Below are 15,831 nucleotides of genomic sequence, written 5' to 3' on the forward strand. Positions count from 1 at the left end.
GGGCTGGGGCCGGGGCCGCCCGCGAGTCGCCCCGGAGAGCGCTCGCGGGGACGCACGCGCACCCCGCAGGACTCATACGCCGGCAGGCACCCCTGTGGTCTCCGCGGCGGCTGCCGCCAACGCGCGACGCAGCCGCATGAACGGGCGCGGTCGGTCGACGGCGAGTACCGCGGTGGTCCGGCCCTCCCGCTCGTACGCGGCGAGGAAGCCGCCCTCGTCCGGTGAGCCCTCGAGCAGGCGCACGGTGTCGTCCGGCCGTCGCCGGCCCGCGAACTGGATGCGGGAGCCGTACTGGTCGGACCAGAAGTACGGCAGCGGGCGGACGGTTTCGACGGTGCTCGCGGCCAGCAGGTTGCGTACGGCGACGCGGGGTTGCTCGGTGGCGCTCGTCCAGTGCTCCGCCCGCGCAGCGCCCACGCGGGCCACATCGCCCACGGCGACCACGTGCGGGAGCCCGGTGACGCAGCCGTCGTCGCACAGGACCCCGTCGTCCAGGGCGAGGGTGGAGCCCGCGAGCCAGCCGGTGTTGGGGGTGGCCCCGATGCCGACGACGACCACGTCGGCGGGGAGCAGCCTGCCGTCGGACAGCTCCACCGCGCGGACGGCGGTGTCGCCGCGCAGTGCCGCCACGCCCGTGCCGGTCACCAGCGTCGCGCCGCCGCGCGCGTGCAGCCCGGCGCACACCGCGGCCATCTCCGGACCGAGTTGCGGGAGCAGCGGCAGCGGCGCGGCCTCGACGACCGTCACGTCATGCCCGAGCGCCACGCACGAGGACGCGGTCTCGGCGCCGATGAATCCGCCACCGATCACGACCACCCGCTGCGGGCCCGCGGCCAGTGCCGTGCGCAGGGCGCGGGCGTCGTCCAGGGTGCGGAGCGTGTGCACGCCCGCCGGTTGGGGCCCCGGCAGGCGGCGGGCCGACGCCCCGGTGGCGATGACCACGCCGTCGCTCGGGACGGTCCTGCCGTCGTCGAGAAGGACCGTGCGGCCGCGCGGGTCGAGGCCGCGGGCGCGCGTGCCGAGCAGCCACTCGGCGGCGAGCTCGGCCGTCTCCTCGCCGTCGGTGAGGGCCAGTTGAGCCTCGTCCGACCTGCCGGTGAGGAAGTCCTTGGACAGCGGCGGCCTGTCGTACGGCTGATGCGGCTCGTCACCGACGATCACGAGCCGGCCGTCGAATCCCTGGGCGCGCAGCTCACGCGCCGCGTAGAGCCCGGCGAGCGAGGCGCCCACCACGGTGACGGTCCTCATGCGGCGGACCCCTCCTCGGCTGCCAGGTGGACATGGATCGTTCCGTCGTCGACGCTCACCCGGTGGGTGCGCACGGCGCGGCGTGCGGGCAGGCAGGTCGGCTGCCCGGTACGGAGATCGAATGAGGCGGCGTGCAGCGGGCATTCGACCAGACAGCCTTCGAGCCATCCCTCGGAGAGAGAGGCGTCCTGGTGGCTGCAGGTGTCGTCGATGGCGTAGATCTCGCCCTCGGCGTTGAACACCGCGATGGGCGGTGTGGTGTCGACACGGACGGATTCGCCCGCGGGGAGGTCTTCAAGGCGGCAGACGGGAATCATGGGCCCCCCTCTCTTGATCTCTCTCGTAGATCTCGCTGGCCCGGTCCTGGGACCTTCTCGGTACAGGACCCTTCGGTAACATGATGTTTCACATGGCGCACGAGGGAGCGCTATGCGCAACAGAATCCGGGCGGGACGCCCACCGCGTCAAGGGTTTCCCGCAGAAGCGGCTTCAAGAGGCCGCCAGGTGGTGAGAGTTGAGATATGACCCGCACGCGGAAACAGCCTGATCAGAACGAGGAGCCGCGCGAGAACGAGCCCGGGGAGTCACGCGAGAAGCAGCCCAAGGCGACGCCCGGGTCCGTCCAGTCCGTGGACCGTGCCGTGAGCGTCCTGGAGATACTCGCCCGGCTCGGCGAGGCCGGGGTCACCGAGATCGCCGACGAGCTGGGGGTGCACAAGTCGACGGCCTTCCGGCTGCTCGGCGTCCTGGAGAACCGGGGCCTGGTCGGCCAGGCGAAGGACCGCGGGAAGTACTTCCTGGGGGCCGGCGTACTGCGCCTCGCGGGGGCGGCGGCAGTGCGTCTGGACATCTCCCAGGAGGGCGGCCCGGTCTGCCGTGAACTCGCCGACGAGCTGGGCGAGACGGTCAACATCGCGATCCTCGACGACGACGCCGCGGTCAACATCATGCAGGCGCGCGGCCCGGCGTCGGTGACCGCGCAGAACTGGCTGGGCAGACGCACTCCGCTGCACGCCACGTCCAGCGGCAAGATCCTGCTGGCCCACCTGCCGACGACGCTGCGCGAGGGGCTTGTCGCCCGTACGCTGCCGCGCCTGACCGAGCACACGGTCACCGGCACGGTGGCGCTGCGCGGCGAGCTGGAGGCCGTCGTCGAGCAGGGGTACGCCATCGCCGTGGAGGAGCTCGAGGTGGGCCTGGCCGCCGTCGCCGCCCCGGTGCGCGCGCACGACGGCAAGGTCATCGGGGCGCTCAGCGCGTCGGGGCCGGTGTACCGCCTGACCGACGACCGGCTGACCGAGCTCGCCAAGCGCACGGTCGCCGCCGCCGTGGAGCTGTCGCGGCGGATGGGCTACGGCTTCTGAGGGACCCGCACTGGACACGGGGGGCGAGGGCGGAACCGGGGATTCCTGGTTCCGCCCTCGTCGCGTTTCCGCATCCGCCCCGGTCGCGTGTCGATCGTGTTTCGCCGTGCCCAGCCGATTTGCCAAGGCTTAACTCCCACCCCTTGACGACCTCTTGATGGCGTTCCCACTATGTCTCTCATAGCGCAACCCGTCGTGCAGTGCGCAACAGCAGAGGAGTCTGGCCGTGCCACACGAGGTCCGTGCCGTCGTCGCCGTGAAGAAGGGCGCACCCGTCGAGGTGCAGACGATCGTCGTGCCAGATCCCGGACCGGGAGAGGTACTCGTCTCCGTGCAGGCCTGCGGGGTCTGCCACACGGATCTGCACTACCGGGAGGGCGCGATCAACGACGACTTCCCGTTCCTGCTCGGCCATGAGGCGGCCGGCACCATCGAGGCGGTCGGCGACGACGTCACCGAACTCCGCCCCGGCGACTACGTGGTCATCGCCTGGCGCGCCCCCTGCGGAGCCTGCCGCTCCTGTCTGCGCGGCCGCCCCTGGTACTGCTTCGACTCACGCAACGCCGCCCAGCCCATGACCCTCCTGGACGGCACCCCCCTGAGCCCCGCCCTCGGCATCGGCGCCTTCGCCGAGAAGACCCTGGTCGCCGCCGGGCAGGCGGTGAAGGTGGACCCGGCGGCCCGCCCCGAGGCCGCCGGGCTCATCGGATGCGGGGTGATGGCCGGGTACGGGGCCGCCGTGAACACCGGCCGGGTGGGCCGCGGAGACACCGTGGCCGTCATCGGCTGCGGCGGGGTCGGCAACGCCGCGATCACCGGCGCCTCGCTCGCCGGGGCGCGCCGCGTCATCGCCGTCGACATCGACGAGGGCAAGCTCGACGGGGCGACCCGGTTCGGCGCCACGCACACGGTCAACTCCCGCGGCACGGACCCCGTCGACGCGGTGCGCGAGCTGACCGGCGGCTTCGGGGTGGACGTCGCGATCGACGCGGTCGGCCGCCCGGAGACGTACAAACAGGCCTTCTACATGCGCGATCACGCGGGTGTGCTGGTCCAGGTCGGCGTGCCCGACCCGGAGATGACGATCGACCTGCCGCTGATCGACCTGTTCTCGCGCGGCGGCGCCCTCAAGTCCTCCTGGTACGGCGACTGCCTGCCGAGCCGTGACTTCCCGATCCTCATCGACCAGTACCTCAGCCGCAGACTCGACCTGGGCGGATTCGTCTCCGAGACCATCGCGCTCGACCAGGTCGAGGAGGCGTTCGGCAGGATGCGGCGCGGTGAGGTCCTGCGTTCGGTGGTGGTCCTGTGAGCACGCAGGACACAGCCCCCCGCGTAGTCGTCATCGGCGCCGGCATCGTCGGCTGCTCCCTGGCCGACGAGCTGACCGCCCGCGGCTGGACCGACGTCACCGTCCTCGAGCAGGGGCCGCTGCCCGCCCCCGGCGGCTCGACATCGCACGCCCCCGGGCTCGTCTTCCAGACGGGGCCGTCCAAGACGCTGACCGCCTTCGCGACGTACACGACTCAGAAGTTCGGGTCTCTCGAGGTGGACGGTCTCTCCTGCTTCAACCCGGTCGGCGGCCTCGAACTCGCCACCACCCCCGAACGCTGGGCCGACCTGCACCGCAAGGCCGGATACGCCGCCTCCTGGGGGATCCGCGCCGAGCTGGTCGGACCCGCGCGGTGCAAGGAGCTGTGGCCGCTCATCGACGAGAGCCGGGTGCTCGGCGGCCTGCACACCCCCGACGACGGGCTCGCCCGTGCCGTGCTCGCCTGCCGTGCGCAGATCGAGCGGGCACGCGCGCGTGGCGCTCGTTTTCTCGACCGGCACACCGTGACGGGCATCGAGCGGGAGGACGGCCCCATGGGCGGCCGCGTCACCGCCGTCGTCACCGACCGGGGGACCTTCCCCGCCGACCATGTGGTGTCGGCCGCCGGTTTCTGGGGCCCGGTGATCGGGCGGATGGCCGGGATCGACATACCGCTGCTGCCCCTCGCGCACCAGTACGCGAAGACGGAGCCGCTGCCCGAGCTCGCGGGCGTCAACGACCCGCGCACGGAGGCGTCGAAGCCGATCCTGCGCTTCCAGGACCGCGATCTGTACTTCCGCGAGCACACCGACCGCATCGGCATCGGCTCCTATGCCCACCGCCCGCTGCCCGTCGACGCGTTCACGGTCCCGGCGTACGACGACGCCGAGGAGATGCCGTCCTCGTACCCCTTCACCGAGGACGACTTCGCGCCGAGCTGGGAGGACTGCCGCCGGCTGCTGCCGTCGCTGCGGGACACCGAGGTCGCTGAGGGCTTCAACGGCGTCTTCTCCTTCACACCGGACGGCATGCCGGTGCTCGGCGAGTCCCGTGCGCTGCGCGGCTTCTGGCTGGCCGAGGCGGTGTGGGTGACGCACTCCGCGGGTGTCGCGAAGGCCGTCGCGGAGTGGATGGTCGACGGACGGCCCTCCATCGACGTACACGACTGTGATCTCACACGCTTCGAGGACGCCCAGCGCTCCCCGGCGTACGTCGCCGACCGGGGCGCACAGCAGTTCGTCGAGGTCTACGACGTCCTGCATCCGCTGCAGCCCATGGAGCAGCCGAGGCCGCTGCGCGTCAGTCCGTTCTACGCCCGCCAGCAGGGGCTCGGTGCGGTCTTCCTGGAGGGCGGCGGATGGGAGCGTCCGCACTGGTACGAGGCGAACGCCCCGCTCGCCGCTGGCGTCGAGGTGCCCGAGCGCGACGCCTGGTCGGCCCGCCACTGGTCGCCGATCGCGGCCGCCGAAGCGAAGGCCACGCGCGAGAAGGTCGCCCTTTACGACATGACTCCGCTGCGTCGCCTGGAGGTGTCGGGCCCCGGCGCGCTCGACTTCCTGCAGCGCATGACCTCCAACAACCTGGCCAAGAAGCCCGGTTCGGTGACGTACACCCTCCTCCTGGACGAGGCGGGCGGCATCCGCTCCGACCTCACCGTGGCCCGCCTCGCGCCCGACCGCTTCCAGGTGGGCGCCAACTCCCCCGCCGACCTGGACTGGCTGCTTCGCCACGCCCCGGACGATGTCCACTTGCGGGACATCACATCGGGCACCTGCTGCATCGGCGTGTGGGGGCCGCTCGCCCGTGAGCTCGTCCAGCCGCTCACCCGCGACGACTTCTCGCATGAGGGGTTCGGCTACTTCAAGGCCAAGGAGACGTACATCGGGCATGTCCCGGTGACGGCGATGCGCCTGTCGTACGTCGGTGAGCTGGGCTGGGAGCTCTATACCGGCGCGGACACCGGGCTCCGGCTGTGGGACACGCTCTGGGAGGCGGGGCAGCGGCACGGCGTGATCGCCGCCGGGCGGTCCGCGTTCAACAGCCTGCGCCTGGAGAAGGGTTACCGCGCCTGGGGTCATGACATGACCACCGAGCACGACCCGTTCGAGGCGGGCGTCGGCTTCGCCGTCCGGATGAACAAGGGCGATTTCGTGGGGCGTTCGGCGCTTGAGGCGAAGGGGCCCGCGGAGCGCAGGCTCACCGCGCTGCTGCTCGACGACCCGGCCGCCGTCGTCCTCGGGAAAGAGCCCGTGTACGTCGACGGGGTCCCCGCCGGGTATGTCACCAGCGCCTCGTACGGCTACACGCTGGGCCGTTGCGTCGCGTACGCCTGGCTGCCGCCGCTGGAGGCGGGCACCGGCACGCACATCGAGTACTTCGGCGAGAAAGTTCCCGCGACCGTCGCCGAGGAGCCGCTGTTCGACCCGAAGATGACCCGCATCCGCCGCTGACCCGTATCCGCCGCTGACCGCCGTTCACCGCTGACCGCCGTTCGCCGCGCCCCTTTTGAGGATTACGCCACCGTGCGTGAGGAGTACGCCACCGTGACGACGACCCCCATCTCCGACAGCCTCGTCTCGACGCTGCCGGGCCACTTCTATACGGATCCGGAGATCTTCCGGCAGGAGCAGGAGCGCGTCTTCGAGTCCCTCTGGTTCTGCGCGGTGCGCTCCGCCGACCTCGACAAGCCGGGCGCTTTCCGCACCGTCCAGATCGGCCGCGAGAGCGTCCTGGTCACCCGGTCCCGCTCCGGGGAGCTGCGGGCCTTCCTGAACATCTGCCGGCACCGCGGCGCGCGGCTCTGCACCCAGGAGTCGGGCGAGGTGCGCCGCAATCTCCAATGCCCGTACCACGCATGGACGTACGACCTGGACGGCAAGCTGATCGCCGCGCCCAACCTGGTGAAGATGCCCGACGTCGACCGCACCGCGTACGGCCTGGTCAAGGTCGCCCTACGGGAGTGGCTCGGTTACGCCTGGGTGTGCCTGGCCGATGAACCGCCCTCCTTCGAGGAGAGCGTCGTCGGGGCGGCGGTGGAGCGTCTCGGCGACGCGGCGTCCATCGAGCGCTACGGCACCGAAGGGCTCGCTCTCGGTCAACGCATCACCTATGACGTGCGCGCCAACTGGAAGCTGATCGTCGAGAACTTCATGGAGTGCTATCACTGCGCGACCATCCACCCCGAACTGACCGAGGTCCTGCCGGAGTTCGCCGACGGATTCGCCGCCCAGTACTACGTGGGGCACGGCGCCTCGTTCGGCGACGAGGTCAGCGGCTTCACCGTCGACGGCAGCGCGGGCTTCGGCCGGCTGCCCTCGGTCGCCGACGACCAGGACCGCCGCTACTACGCGATCACCATCAAGCCGACCGTCTTCGTCAACCTCGTCCCCGACCATGTGATCCTGCACCGGATGTTCCCCCTCTCCGAGGACCGCACAGTCGTCGAGTGCGACTGGCTGTACGCACCCGACGTCGTCGCGTCCGGCGTCGATCTCGGCAAGTCCGTCGAGCTCTTCCACCGGGTCAACGAACAGGACTTCGAGGCCTGCGAGCGCACCCAGCCCGCGATGGCGTCACGCGCCTATCGCGGGGGCGGGGTGCTGGTGCCGACCGAACACCACATCGGGATCTTCCATGCGTGGCTGGCCGAGCGACTCGGCTAGGTGGTCGGGGAGGCGGCGGGGCGCTTGTACATCCGCGTCGCCGTGATCTCCCCGTGCACCGTCTCCTCGGCCGGGTCCTGCTGCGGCAGGCCCGGCCGCAGGTGCTCCTCGACGCTGATGTACTTCAGGCCCGCACGCAGGTCCGCGTCGTTGCGCAGGCGGATGACCAGCGGGAACTCGGCGAGCGCGGTCGTGTCGAACAGGCCCGTGGTGTAGAGCAGCTGCACGCCGAGCGCGTCCGACACGGCTCGCTGGAGCTCCAGGAGATACGTGGCGTTGGCGCGGCCGATGGGGTTGTCGAGGAACAGCGTGCCGGCGTGCCGGTGCTTGTCGCGGCCCCGGTCGTTGCTGCGCAGCGCGGCCATCGTGCAGTACAGGGCGATGGCCGCGGTGAGCAGCTGGCCGCCGGAGAAGACGTCGCCCATCTGCCCGACGGGCACCCGCTCGGCACGGAGCACGGCGTCCGGCTTGAGGATCTCCACGGCGATGCCGCGCGGCTCCAGAGCGGCCTGAACTCCGCGAAGCAGCAGGGACATTCCGTCCCGCCGCAGATCGGAGTTCTTCTTCACGGCCGCCCGCGTGGCCTCGTCGATGACCTCGCCGAGACGCTCGGCCAGCGTCGCCTGGTCGGGTTCCTCGAAGCGGACCCGCAGGAACTCCTGGCCCGACCACTCCCCCAGGCCCTCGGGCAGCTGGGAGAGGCGCTGCGCGGAACGGAGCGTGGCGAGCGAGGACTCCACAAGACCGCGCAGCCGGTCGACGATGCTGTCGCGGTTGCGCTCCAGCTGCTCCAGCTCGTCGGTGAGGACGCGCAGCCGGGGCGCGAAGGCGTCGGCCCACTTCTTGGCGTGCTCCGGCAGCGTGGAGGCGGGCAGTTCGCGGATCTGCTGGCGGGCGGGGGTGCGTACCTGCTCGTAGCGGGTCGAGTTCGCATGGCGTACGAGGATGTCGCTCGCCTCGCGGACGGCCGCCTCGGCGGCGGAGAGGTCGGCGGCGCAGCCGCGCAGGGAGCGGCGGGCCTCGGCCGCCGACTGGCGGGCCTCTTCGAGGGAGCCGGGGTAGGCATCGGGCTCCTCTGCCCCCTCTTCCTCCTGGTGTTCGCGCAGCAGGTCGCGCAGGAGGGCGGCCGTCTCGTCGAAGCCCCCGGCGGCGTCCTCGGTGGTGCGGTGGGAGTGCAGCAGGGCGGCGTGCGCGTCCTTGGCCTGGCTCAACGCCTCGGTGTGGGCGGCCAGTTCGGTGGTGGCGGTGCGCAGCAGGGTCTGCGCCTGCTCGGCGTCGGCGGGGATGTGCTCTTCGGGGAGCTCGGTGTGCGCGTCGCCGTCCTCGGGGGCGAGCCGCTCGGCCTCGCCGCGGAGCCTGCCGAGCTGCTCGCTCGCCGTGGACGCGCGGGTCTCGATGAGCTGGACCTGGGCTTCCGCGCGGGCGGCCGCCGCCTGCCGGGACGGGCCGTCGGAGCCGTCCGTTCCTTCGAGGAGGAGGGCGGCGCGGGTGCGGACCTTGTTGCTGAGCCGGTCGAGTTCGGCGAGGGCGCCGCTCTCGTCGCTCTCCGCGCGGGCCTGCTCGGCACGCAGGTCGGCGCCGACGCCGACCTTCTCGTAGAGCTGGGACGCGGCGCGGTAGGCCTCGCGCAGGGCGGGCAGCGAGGTCTTGGGGGCGTCGGTGCCTTCCGGTACGTCCTCGGGGGCGCCCGCGATCTCGGCGCGCTCGGCGCGCAGGGCGCGCGCGGTGCGGCGGGCGTCGTCGGCGGCGCGCTGGGCGGCGCGGCGGTCCTCGTCGGCGGCGCGGGCGCGGTCCAGGCAGGTCTGGGCGCGGGACTCCGACTCGATGGCGTCGTCGGCGAGTTCACGCAGTTTGGTCTGCCAGCCCGCGCGCTCGCGGAGCCGGAAGGCGAGCCCCGCAAGGGCGTCGGCGGCGCGGCGGGCGCGCTGGGCGGCCTCCTGCCGCTCGTCACGCACGCGTGCCGCTTCGGCGGCCGTCTCGTCGGCCTCGGCGCGGATGCTCCGGGCCTCGGCGAGCTCGGCCTCGGCCTCCTCGGCGAAGGCACGGGCGCCACGTGCGGCGGCGGCCAGTTCGTCGAGCCTGCCTGCCGGGCAGCCGGTGCGCCAGGAGGCGAGCCGGGCGGCGAGCTCACGGTCCTTGGCGAGGCGGACGGCGAGCGCCCTGATCTCCTCGTCGCGCCGCGCGGCCCGCGCGCGCAGCGTCTGCCGCTCCTCGTCGGCGGCGTGCTCGTCGTGCATGGCGGGGTTCGGCGGTACGAGGAAGACTGCTGTGCTTGCTGTGGAGCCTGCTTCGTCACCCGGCGTCGGGGCGAGGAGGGCCGCGGCGGTGCCCACGGCGACCGCGGAGCGGGGCAGCAGCGCGGCGCCGTCGAGGGCTTCGCGGGCGCGTGCGTGGGTGGCCGGGTCGGTGATGACGACACCGTCGACCAGCTCGGGCCGGGCGGCGAGCACGCGCGCGTGGTCGACGGGGTCGACGGCCTGGGCCAGATAGCGCCAGCCGGGCAGCGCGGGGATGCCGTGCTCGCCGAGGAACTCGACGGTGGCCAGGACGTCGGGGCCCGGCGGCAGCAGCCCGCCGTCACCGAGGGCGCCCAGGATGCGGGAGTCGTCGGCGGCGGCGGTCCGCAGCTCGAAGAGCTGCCGCTCGGCGGAGCCGACGCCGTCCTCGAGGAGGGTGCGCAGGTCGTCGGCGCTGCGGTCCAGCTCCGCTACGGAGAGGGGGCCTTCGGCCTGACGGGCGCCGGGGCGCGCGTCTTGCGCACCTGGGGCCCCGTCGGCAGACGCCTCCTGGTCGACCGTGCCGTGCCGGGGCTGCGGCACGGACCCCGATGAACCGGCCGCGCCCGCCCCGGGCAGCCCGAGCAGCTCGGCGAGGCGCTCGTCCGCGGCGATCGACTCGGCGGCCCCGCGCTCGGCGTCGTACGCATGCTCGGCGGCGTCCGCGGCGTCCGACGCGCGGGCCGCGGTGAGTTCGGCGCGGGCCTCGGCGGCGCCCGCCTCCTTGGCGTGTTCGGCGGAGCGCAGCGCGGCCTCGCGGGTGGTCTCCCAGGCGGTGACCGCGGTCTTCTCGGCGTCGCTCGCGGCCAGCGCGGCGCGCGCCGGGTCGGCGTCCGGGGCGGTGTCGTCGAGCCAGCCCGCGCGGACGGCCTCGGCGGTCTCCTGCTCGACCTCGGTCAGGCGCTGGCGCAGGTGACCGGCCTCGCTGCGGGCGCGCTGGGCCTCCGTCGCGGCGGCGGTGGCGTCGCGGTGGGCGGCCTCGCCGGTCTCCTGGAGCGCCGCGGAGCGCTCCTCTTCCTCGTTGGCGAGCGACTCGGCGCCCTCGGCCGCGGTGTGCAGGACCCGTACGAGATCGGCGGCCGCCTTGGCGCGGGCGGCGAGCGCGGGCGCGGCGTCCCGCTCGGCCTCCAGGATCGCGGCGGCCACGCGCGCGGAGCGGTCGGCGGCCGCGCGGTGGCGCAGGACGGCCTCGGCGGCCTGCCAGGCGGAGTGCAGCTGGCGCGCGTCGGCCAGCTCGCGGCGCTGGGCGGCGGCGGCCTTCTCGGCGACGGTCAGCGCCAACGAGGCGTGCCGGAAGGCGAGTTCGGCGGCGATCAGGGCGGACCTGCCGCGGGCCTGCTCGGCCGCGGTGACGGTGTGCGCGGCGGCGGTGACGCGCTCGGCGAGCTCGGCGGCGCGGCCCCGCTCAGCACCGGCCCGCGCGGAGAGCCTGCGGGCCAGCGTCCGGGTGCGCCGCTCGGCGCCCGCGTGCACGTCACGCGCGCGTGCCCGGGTTTCGGCGGCGTCGACGATCCGCCGGAGCAGATCGACGGAGCCCGCGGTGAAGTCCCGTTCGGCGATGAGCTCGGAGCGGCGCCCCAGCTTGTTGCCGAAGCCGTGGACCAGGTCGGCGAGGCCGTCCGTGTCACGGGTGTCCGTGACGGCGCGAAGGAGCAGGTCGGTGAAGTCGGAGTCCTTCTTGACCGCGAAGAGGCCCGCCGCCTCGCCCTCGTCGGCGTTCATCTCCCGCTGGTAGCGGAAGAGTTCGGGGTCGAGGCCCAGGTCGCCGAGGTGTTCGTTCCAGCGGTCGTGGATCTCCTCCCAGTGCACTTCGAGGTGGGGGTACGCCTTGACCGCCTCGGTCAGCGCGTCGCGGAAGCCCTTCATGGTGCGCCGCCGCCCCTGGGCGCCCGACGCGCCCTCCACGGGCGGCCGTACGGCGGTGGACTCGGCGACGGGCAGCGAGTCCAGGCTCATGCCGGGTCCGGGCCGGAAGGAGTACCACGCCTCGGCGAACTTGCGCGGGTCGTTGGAGACCTGCCGCCCGCGCCACTCGCTGACCTTGCCGACGACGACGCACTCGCCGGTCAGGGTGTGCTGCCACTCCAGGGCGACGTGTCCGCAGTCGTCGGCGAGGAGGAACTTGCGCAGGACTCCGGAGCTGGCGCCGCCGAGCGTGTTGCGGTGGCCCGGCAGCATCACCGAGAAGATCAGCTTGAGCAGTACGGACTTGCCGCCGCCGTTCTCCAGGAAGAGCACGCCCGCGGGCGCGGGTCGGCGCGGCGGGCCGACCGGCTCCTCTTCGAAGAACTCCGCCTGGGCGGGTGCGGGGTCGGGCACCTCCGCGCCCACGCCGCGCAGGTCAAGCACGGTGTCGGCGTAGCGCGCACCGGCGGGGCCGATGGAGTAGAGGCGGACCCGGGACAGCTCGTACATGGCGGCGGACTCTCGTCGTAAGTCGTGCGGAACGGCAGGAGGTCAAAGGCGGCGGTGCCGTCAGGAGTGGAAGGGCAGGCCCGCGTCGGCCGCCAGTTCCAGGTCGTCGGTGTCGTCGGGGGGAAGCAGGGTCGCCGAGCCGTCGGTGACGGGCACGATGCCCAGTTCCAGGAGCTCGGCCATGGCCGCGCTGCCCGCCATGTCGCGGACCTGGAGCTGATAGCGGGCGGTGGTGCGGTAGGTCCCGCCGGAGTCGTCGCCCGTGCGCTGCAGGAACCCGGAGTCGGTGAGGAACGCGACGGCCTTGCCGATGATGCCGGTGGTCGAACCCGCGAGGCGCCGGGCGTCCTTGGTGGCGCCGGTGGAGCTGCGCCGGGCCCAGATCCGCCAGGCGGCCTCGAGGCCGGGGGCGTCGGTCGCCGGGTCGGTGTTCTCGCCCTGCTCCTCGGCGCGCTCCTCGAGGCGGTGGCAGGCCTGGCGTACGAAGGCGTCGACGCCGTTGACCGTGACCCGGCCGATGTATCCGTCGTCGGCGAGGTCCTCGGGGCGCGGGAACGCCATGGCGGCGACGGCGAGATGGGCGAGGCCGTGCAGGAAGCGGTCGGTGGAGTCGGCGGCGGTCCTGCGCGCGTAGTCGCCCATGCGGACGGCGAACACGGAGTCCTCGGCGGCCGTCACGGCCATGCCCGCGCGCGGGGACACCTCCAGGACGACGAGTCCGAGCCCGGTGGCGACGGCGTCGGCGAGCCGTGCGAAGGGCGGGTCCTCGCGGTACCGGCGAAGCAGCTCGGCGTACTCCTGGTCGCGGGCGGGCTGCAGCTTGGGCTGCAGGCCGAAGGCGACCAGGCGCGCGGCGTCGGCGGCGTCGGCCGGGGTGACGGCCGCGGGCGCGGCGGGCGCCACAGCCGCCGTCGGGGGACCCGGCTCGCCCCACGCGGCGTGCTCTGCGGGGTGCTCGGTCACGGCTTGTGCTCCTTGCGGCGGTCGTACGGGAAAGTCCTGGGAGGGGCGGGAGTGCTCACGCAGGCCTCAGCAGTCCTCGCGCGAGTGTCGGGAGTGCTCACGCGGCCTCCGTCCGGTCGGCGGCCATGCCCGCGGCGTCGAGCAGGGCCGTGCCCACGATGAGGTCCGCGCCGCCGAACTCCGGGTCGTCGAGCTCCGTGCCGTCGTCCACGGCGAACAGAAGCTTCTCCTCGCCCTGGCGGTAGGCGGTGCCGACCGGCGGGCTCGCCGCGTGGACGGCCAGGAGGGCGACCAGATAGGGCAGTTCGGCGTCGCGGCCGCGGGCGTCGGCGAGCAGTCCGGAGAGGCGGCGGGGCGCGTCGGCGGGCAGGTCGAGCAGCTCCATGGCGCTCGCGAGCTGCTCCTCGCTGAAGCGGCTGTCGTCCGGCGTTGCGATGAGGTCCGGCTCGGGCATCTCCACGCCCAGGTGCTCGCGCTCCTGCGGCGGCGTGAGCAGTATGTCGACCAGGTCCCCGACCCGTACGGAGACGGGGGTGCGCAGTCCCGTGCCGCGCGCGAAGAACGCGTTCGTCACGCGGCTCGCCTGCTCGACCGGGAGCGGCAGGAGCGGCGCGACGAGCTGGCCGTACAGGTCGAGGCCGGTGCGCGCGGTGGGCGCGGCGAAGGCCTGGCGGTCCTGCTCGGCACGGAACAGGGGCCCCGCGTCCAGGAGCCGGGACTGGAGCTGCGTGTGGCGGCGGATGCAGTCCTTGACGATGTCGACCAGCTCGGCGGCTCGGCGTTTCTGCTCGGGATCCTCGGACTCGTCGCGGGCCTTGCGGATGTTCGTCAGGATCGCGTTCTCGTGGCGGTAGCGGTCGGCTACGTGGTCGAGCGCCTCGGCGATCATGTCGGGGACGGTCTGCAGCCAGTCCACAGCGCGCACGTTGCGCCGGGTCGCGTCGAGGGCCTTGCGCAGGGTCTCCGAATACTGCACCGTCCGGTAGCGCGCCTGCTCGGCGGCGAGCTGGGCGTCGGCGAGACGGCCGCGGCTGATCAGGACCTCGAGCTTCACCTCGGCGGCGATCTGGGCGCTGGTGACGTCGGTGTCGAGGGCGCCCACCAGGACGTTGACCGCTTCGTCGGTCGTGCGGAGGTAGACGCTGCCGCCGTACCCGGGCACCTCTTCGATCAGCTTGAAGTCGTAGTCCCTGCGCACATACGTGCCATCGGGCGCGAAGGTGCCGTACACGGCGCGGAAGCCGCGGTCGACGCTGCCGACGTTGATCAGGTTCTCCAGGACCCAGCGGGCCACCCGCTCGTGCTCGGCGACCGGGCGGCGCGGGGCCTGCGCGGCGACGCGCGGGAGCAGCCTGGCCACTATCTGCTCATGGTCGGCGCCGGTGTCGAAGTCCATGTTGAGCGTGACGAGGTCGATGGCGGAGAGGGCCACCTCCGCCATCGCGTACACGGTGTACTCGCCCGCCAGGTTGGCCTTGCGCGTGTCCAGGTCGTGCAGCGGCGCCGTGCAGGCGAGCGCGCGGAGCCGCCGCGCCAGGCCCTCGTCGGCGGCCGGGCCCAGAGCGGGCCTCGGCCCCGCGCTGAGCTGGGGCGGAGCGGTGTCCGTAACGGCAGGCGAAGTCACGGTGCACAGACTAGGTCCTCGGTCTGACAACGGTCGAAACGGCGCAGAAGCGACCGGCTCAGGCCTCGTCCGTCACGAGGTGTCCGTACGCCTCGACGAGCCCGCTGCGCGAGTCGTCCAGGTACTCCGCGAGCAGCCGTTCGGCCTCGGCGGCGTCCCCGGCCCGGAGGGTCTCGAGGATCTGCCGGTTGCGTACGAGATACGGCTCGTGCAGGCGTCGCGGATCGTCCACCACGTGGAAGGCCAGGCGCAGTTCGGCGAAGACGCTGCGCATGACCTCGTCGGTGCGGGCGCTGCCGGCGAGCGCGACCAGCTCGCGGTGGAAGTGGATGTTGGCGGTGGAGACGCCCTTCCACTCGCGTTCACGGGCCGCCTCGGTGCCGTCCGCGACGGCGGCCGCGAGCCCGTCGAGCGCGAAGGGCGGGGCACCGAGTCCGCGGACGACCGCGCACTCCACGAGACGCCGGGTGCGGTAGATGTCCTCTACGTCCTCAATGGTGAGAACTCGGACAAATACCCCGCGGTTGAGCTGATGGACCAGCAGCCGCTCGTGCGTGAGCAGCCGGAAGGCCTCGCGCAGCGTGTTCCGCGAGACGCCGAGCGCGCCGCCGATGCTGTCCTCCGACAGCCGCACCCCGGGCGGGAAGTAGCCCTCCGCGATCCGGCTGCGCAGGATGTCCGAGACCCGCTCCGCCGTGCTCGTGCGCCCCAAGAGCGCCCGGTCGTCGGCCAGTCCGCTCGCGCCAGCCATTGCCTCAGCCATGCCCGGATTCAATCGCAGATACAAGAACGAAACAACATGGGTATTGAAGGATCGTTCAACGATCCTCTACCTTGGCGGGCACGGCATCGATCCGGCACCCGGTCCCCACCCGCTCCGCACGCTCACCCAAGCTCCCGCTCGGCCCACTCCGCACCCTCCGTCCCTGCCTCTTATACACATCTCCGAGCCCACGAGACGCTCATG

At 72.9% G+C, this 15,831-nt stretch carries 10 protein-coding genes; 4 read left to right on the plus strand and 6 right to left on the minus strand.

The features are described 5' to 3' along the window. Positions 1 to 72: 72 nt before the first annotated feature. Positions 73 to 1,248 (minus strand): FAD-dependent oxidoreductase, encoded by a 1,176-nt coding sequence (locus tag E2651_RS30240; protein ID WP_135334431.1) that lies wholly within the window; start codon positions 1,246 to 1,248, stop codon positions 73 to 75. Continuing rightward, on the minus strand, positions 1,245 to 1,565 hold the full coding sequence (locus E2651_RS30245) for a bifunctional 3-phenylpropionate/cinnamic acid dioxygenase ferredoxin subunit (protein ID WP_135334432.1): 321 nt from the start codon (positions 1,563 to 1,565) through the stop codon (positions 1,245 to 1,247). The genes E2651_RS30240 and E2651_RS30245 overlap by 4 nt, the downstream gene beginning before the upstream one ends. A 204-nt stretch (positions 1,566 to 1,769) precedes the next feature. Between E2651_RS30245 and E2651_RS30250 the strand changes: the two genes are divergently transcribed. From E2651_RS30250 to E2651_RS30265, 4 genes are all read left to right on the plus strand, one after another. After that, positions 1,770 to 2,612, plus strand: a complete 843-nt coding sequence (locus tag E2651_RS30250) for an IclR family transcriptional regulator (RefSeq protein WP_245239333.1) — start codon at positions 1,770 to 1,772, stop codon at positions 2,610 to 2,612. Between the two features lie 226 nt (positions 2,613 to 2,838). Then, positions 2,839 to 3,924 carry an S-(hydroxymethyl)mycothiol dehydrogenase gene (locus E2651_RS30255; protein ID WP_135334433.1) on the plus strand — a complete coding sequence of 362 codons (1,086 nt, stop codon included), beginning with the start codon at positions 2,839 to 2,841 and terminating at the stop codon, positions 3,922 to 3,924. Beyond that, complete coding sequence (locus tag E2651_RS30260) at positions 3,921 to 6,374, plus strand: FAD-dependent oxidoreductase (RefSeq protein ID WP_135334434.1); 2,454 nt, start codon at positions 3,921 to 3,923, stop codon at positions 6,372 to 6,374. The genes E2651_RS30255 and E2651_RS30260 overlap by 4 nt, the downstream gene beginning before the upstream one ends. Positions 6,375 to 6,467: 93 nt before the next feature. After that, the gene (locus tag E2651_RS30265; protein WP_135334435.1) at positions 6,468 to 7,586 is read left to right on the plus strand and encodes an aromatic ring-hydroxylating dioxygenase subunit alpha; all 1,119 of its coding nucleotides are present in this window, start codon (positions 6,468 to 6,470) and stop codon (positions 7,584 to 7,586) included. Here the strand turns inward: E2651_RS30265 and E2651_RS30270 are convergent. The 4 genes from E2651_RS30270 to E2651_RS30285 all read right to left on the minus strand — a co-directional run bounded on the left by E2651_RS30270 (position 7,583) and on the right by E2651_RS30285 (position 15,627). Further along, entirely contained in the window at positions 7,583 to 12,277 is a 4,695-nt protein-coding gene (locus tag E2651_RS30270; protein ID WP_135334436.1) for a hypothetical protein, read from the minus strand. The two genes, E2651_RS30265 and E2651_RS30270, sit on opposite strands and share 4 nt — an antisense overlap. A gap of 60 nt (positions 12,278 to 12,337) precedes the next feature. Then, on the minus strand, positions 12,338 to 13,180 hold the full coding sequence (locus E2651_RS30275) for a hypothetical protein (RefSeq protein ID WP_135334440.1): 843 nt from the start codon (positions 13,178 to 13,180) through the stop codon (positions 12,338 to 12,340). A 157-nt stretch (positions 13,181 to 13,337) separates the two neighbouring features. Beyond that, positions 13,338 to 14,864, minus strand: coding sequence for a hypothetical protein (locus tag E2651_RS30280; protein ID WP_135334437.1), 1,527 nt, complete (start codon positions 14,862 to 14,864; stop codon positions 13,338 to 13,340). A gap of 58 nt (positions 14,865 to 14,922) precedes the next feature. Beyond that, entirely contained in the window at positions 14,923 to 15,627 is a 705-nt protein-coding gene (locus E2651_RS30285) for a GntR family transcriptional regulator (protein WP_135334438.1), read from the minus strand. Between the last annotated feature and the right edge of the window lie 204 nt (positions 15,628 to 15,831).

Origin of the sequence: Streptomyces sp. MZ04, from assembly GCF_004684775.1 — a bacterium.
Lineage (GTDB): Bacteria > Actinomycetota > Actinomycetes > Streptomycetales > Streptomycetaceae > Streptomyces.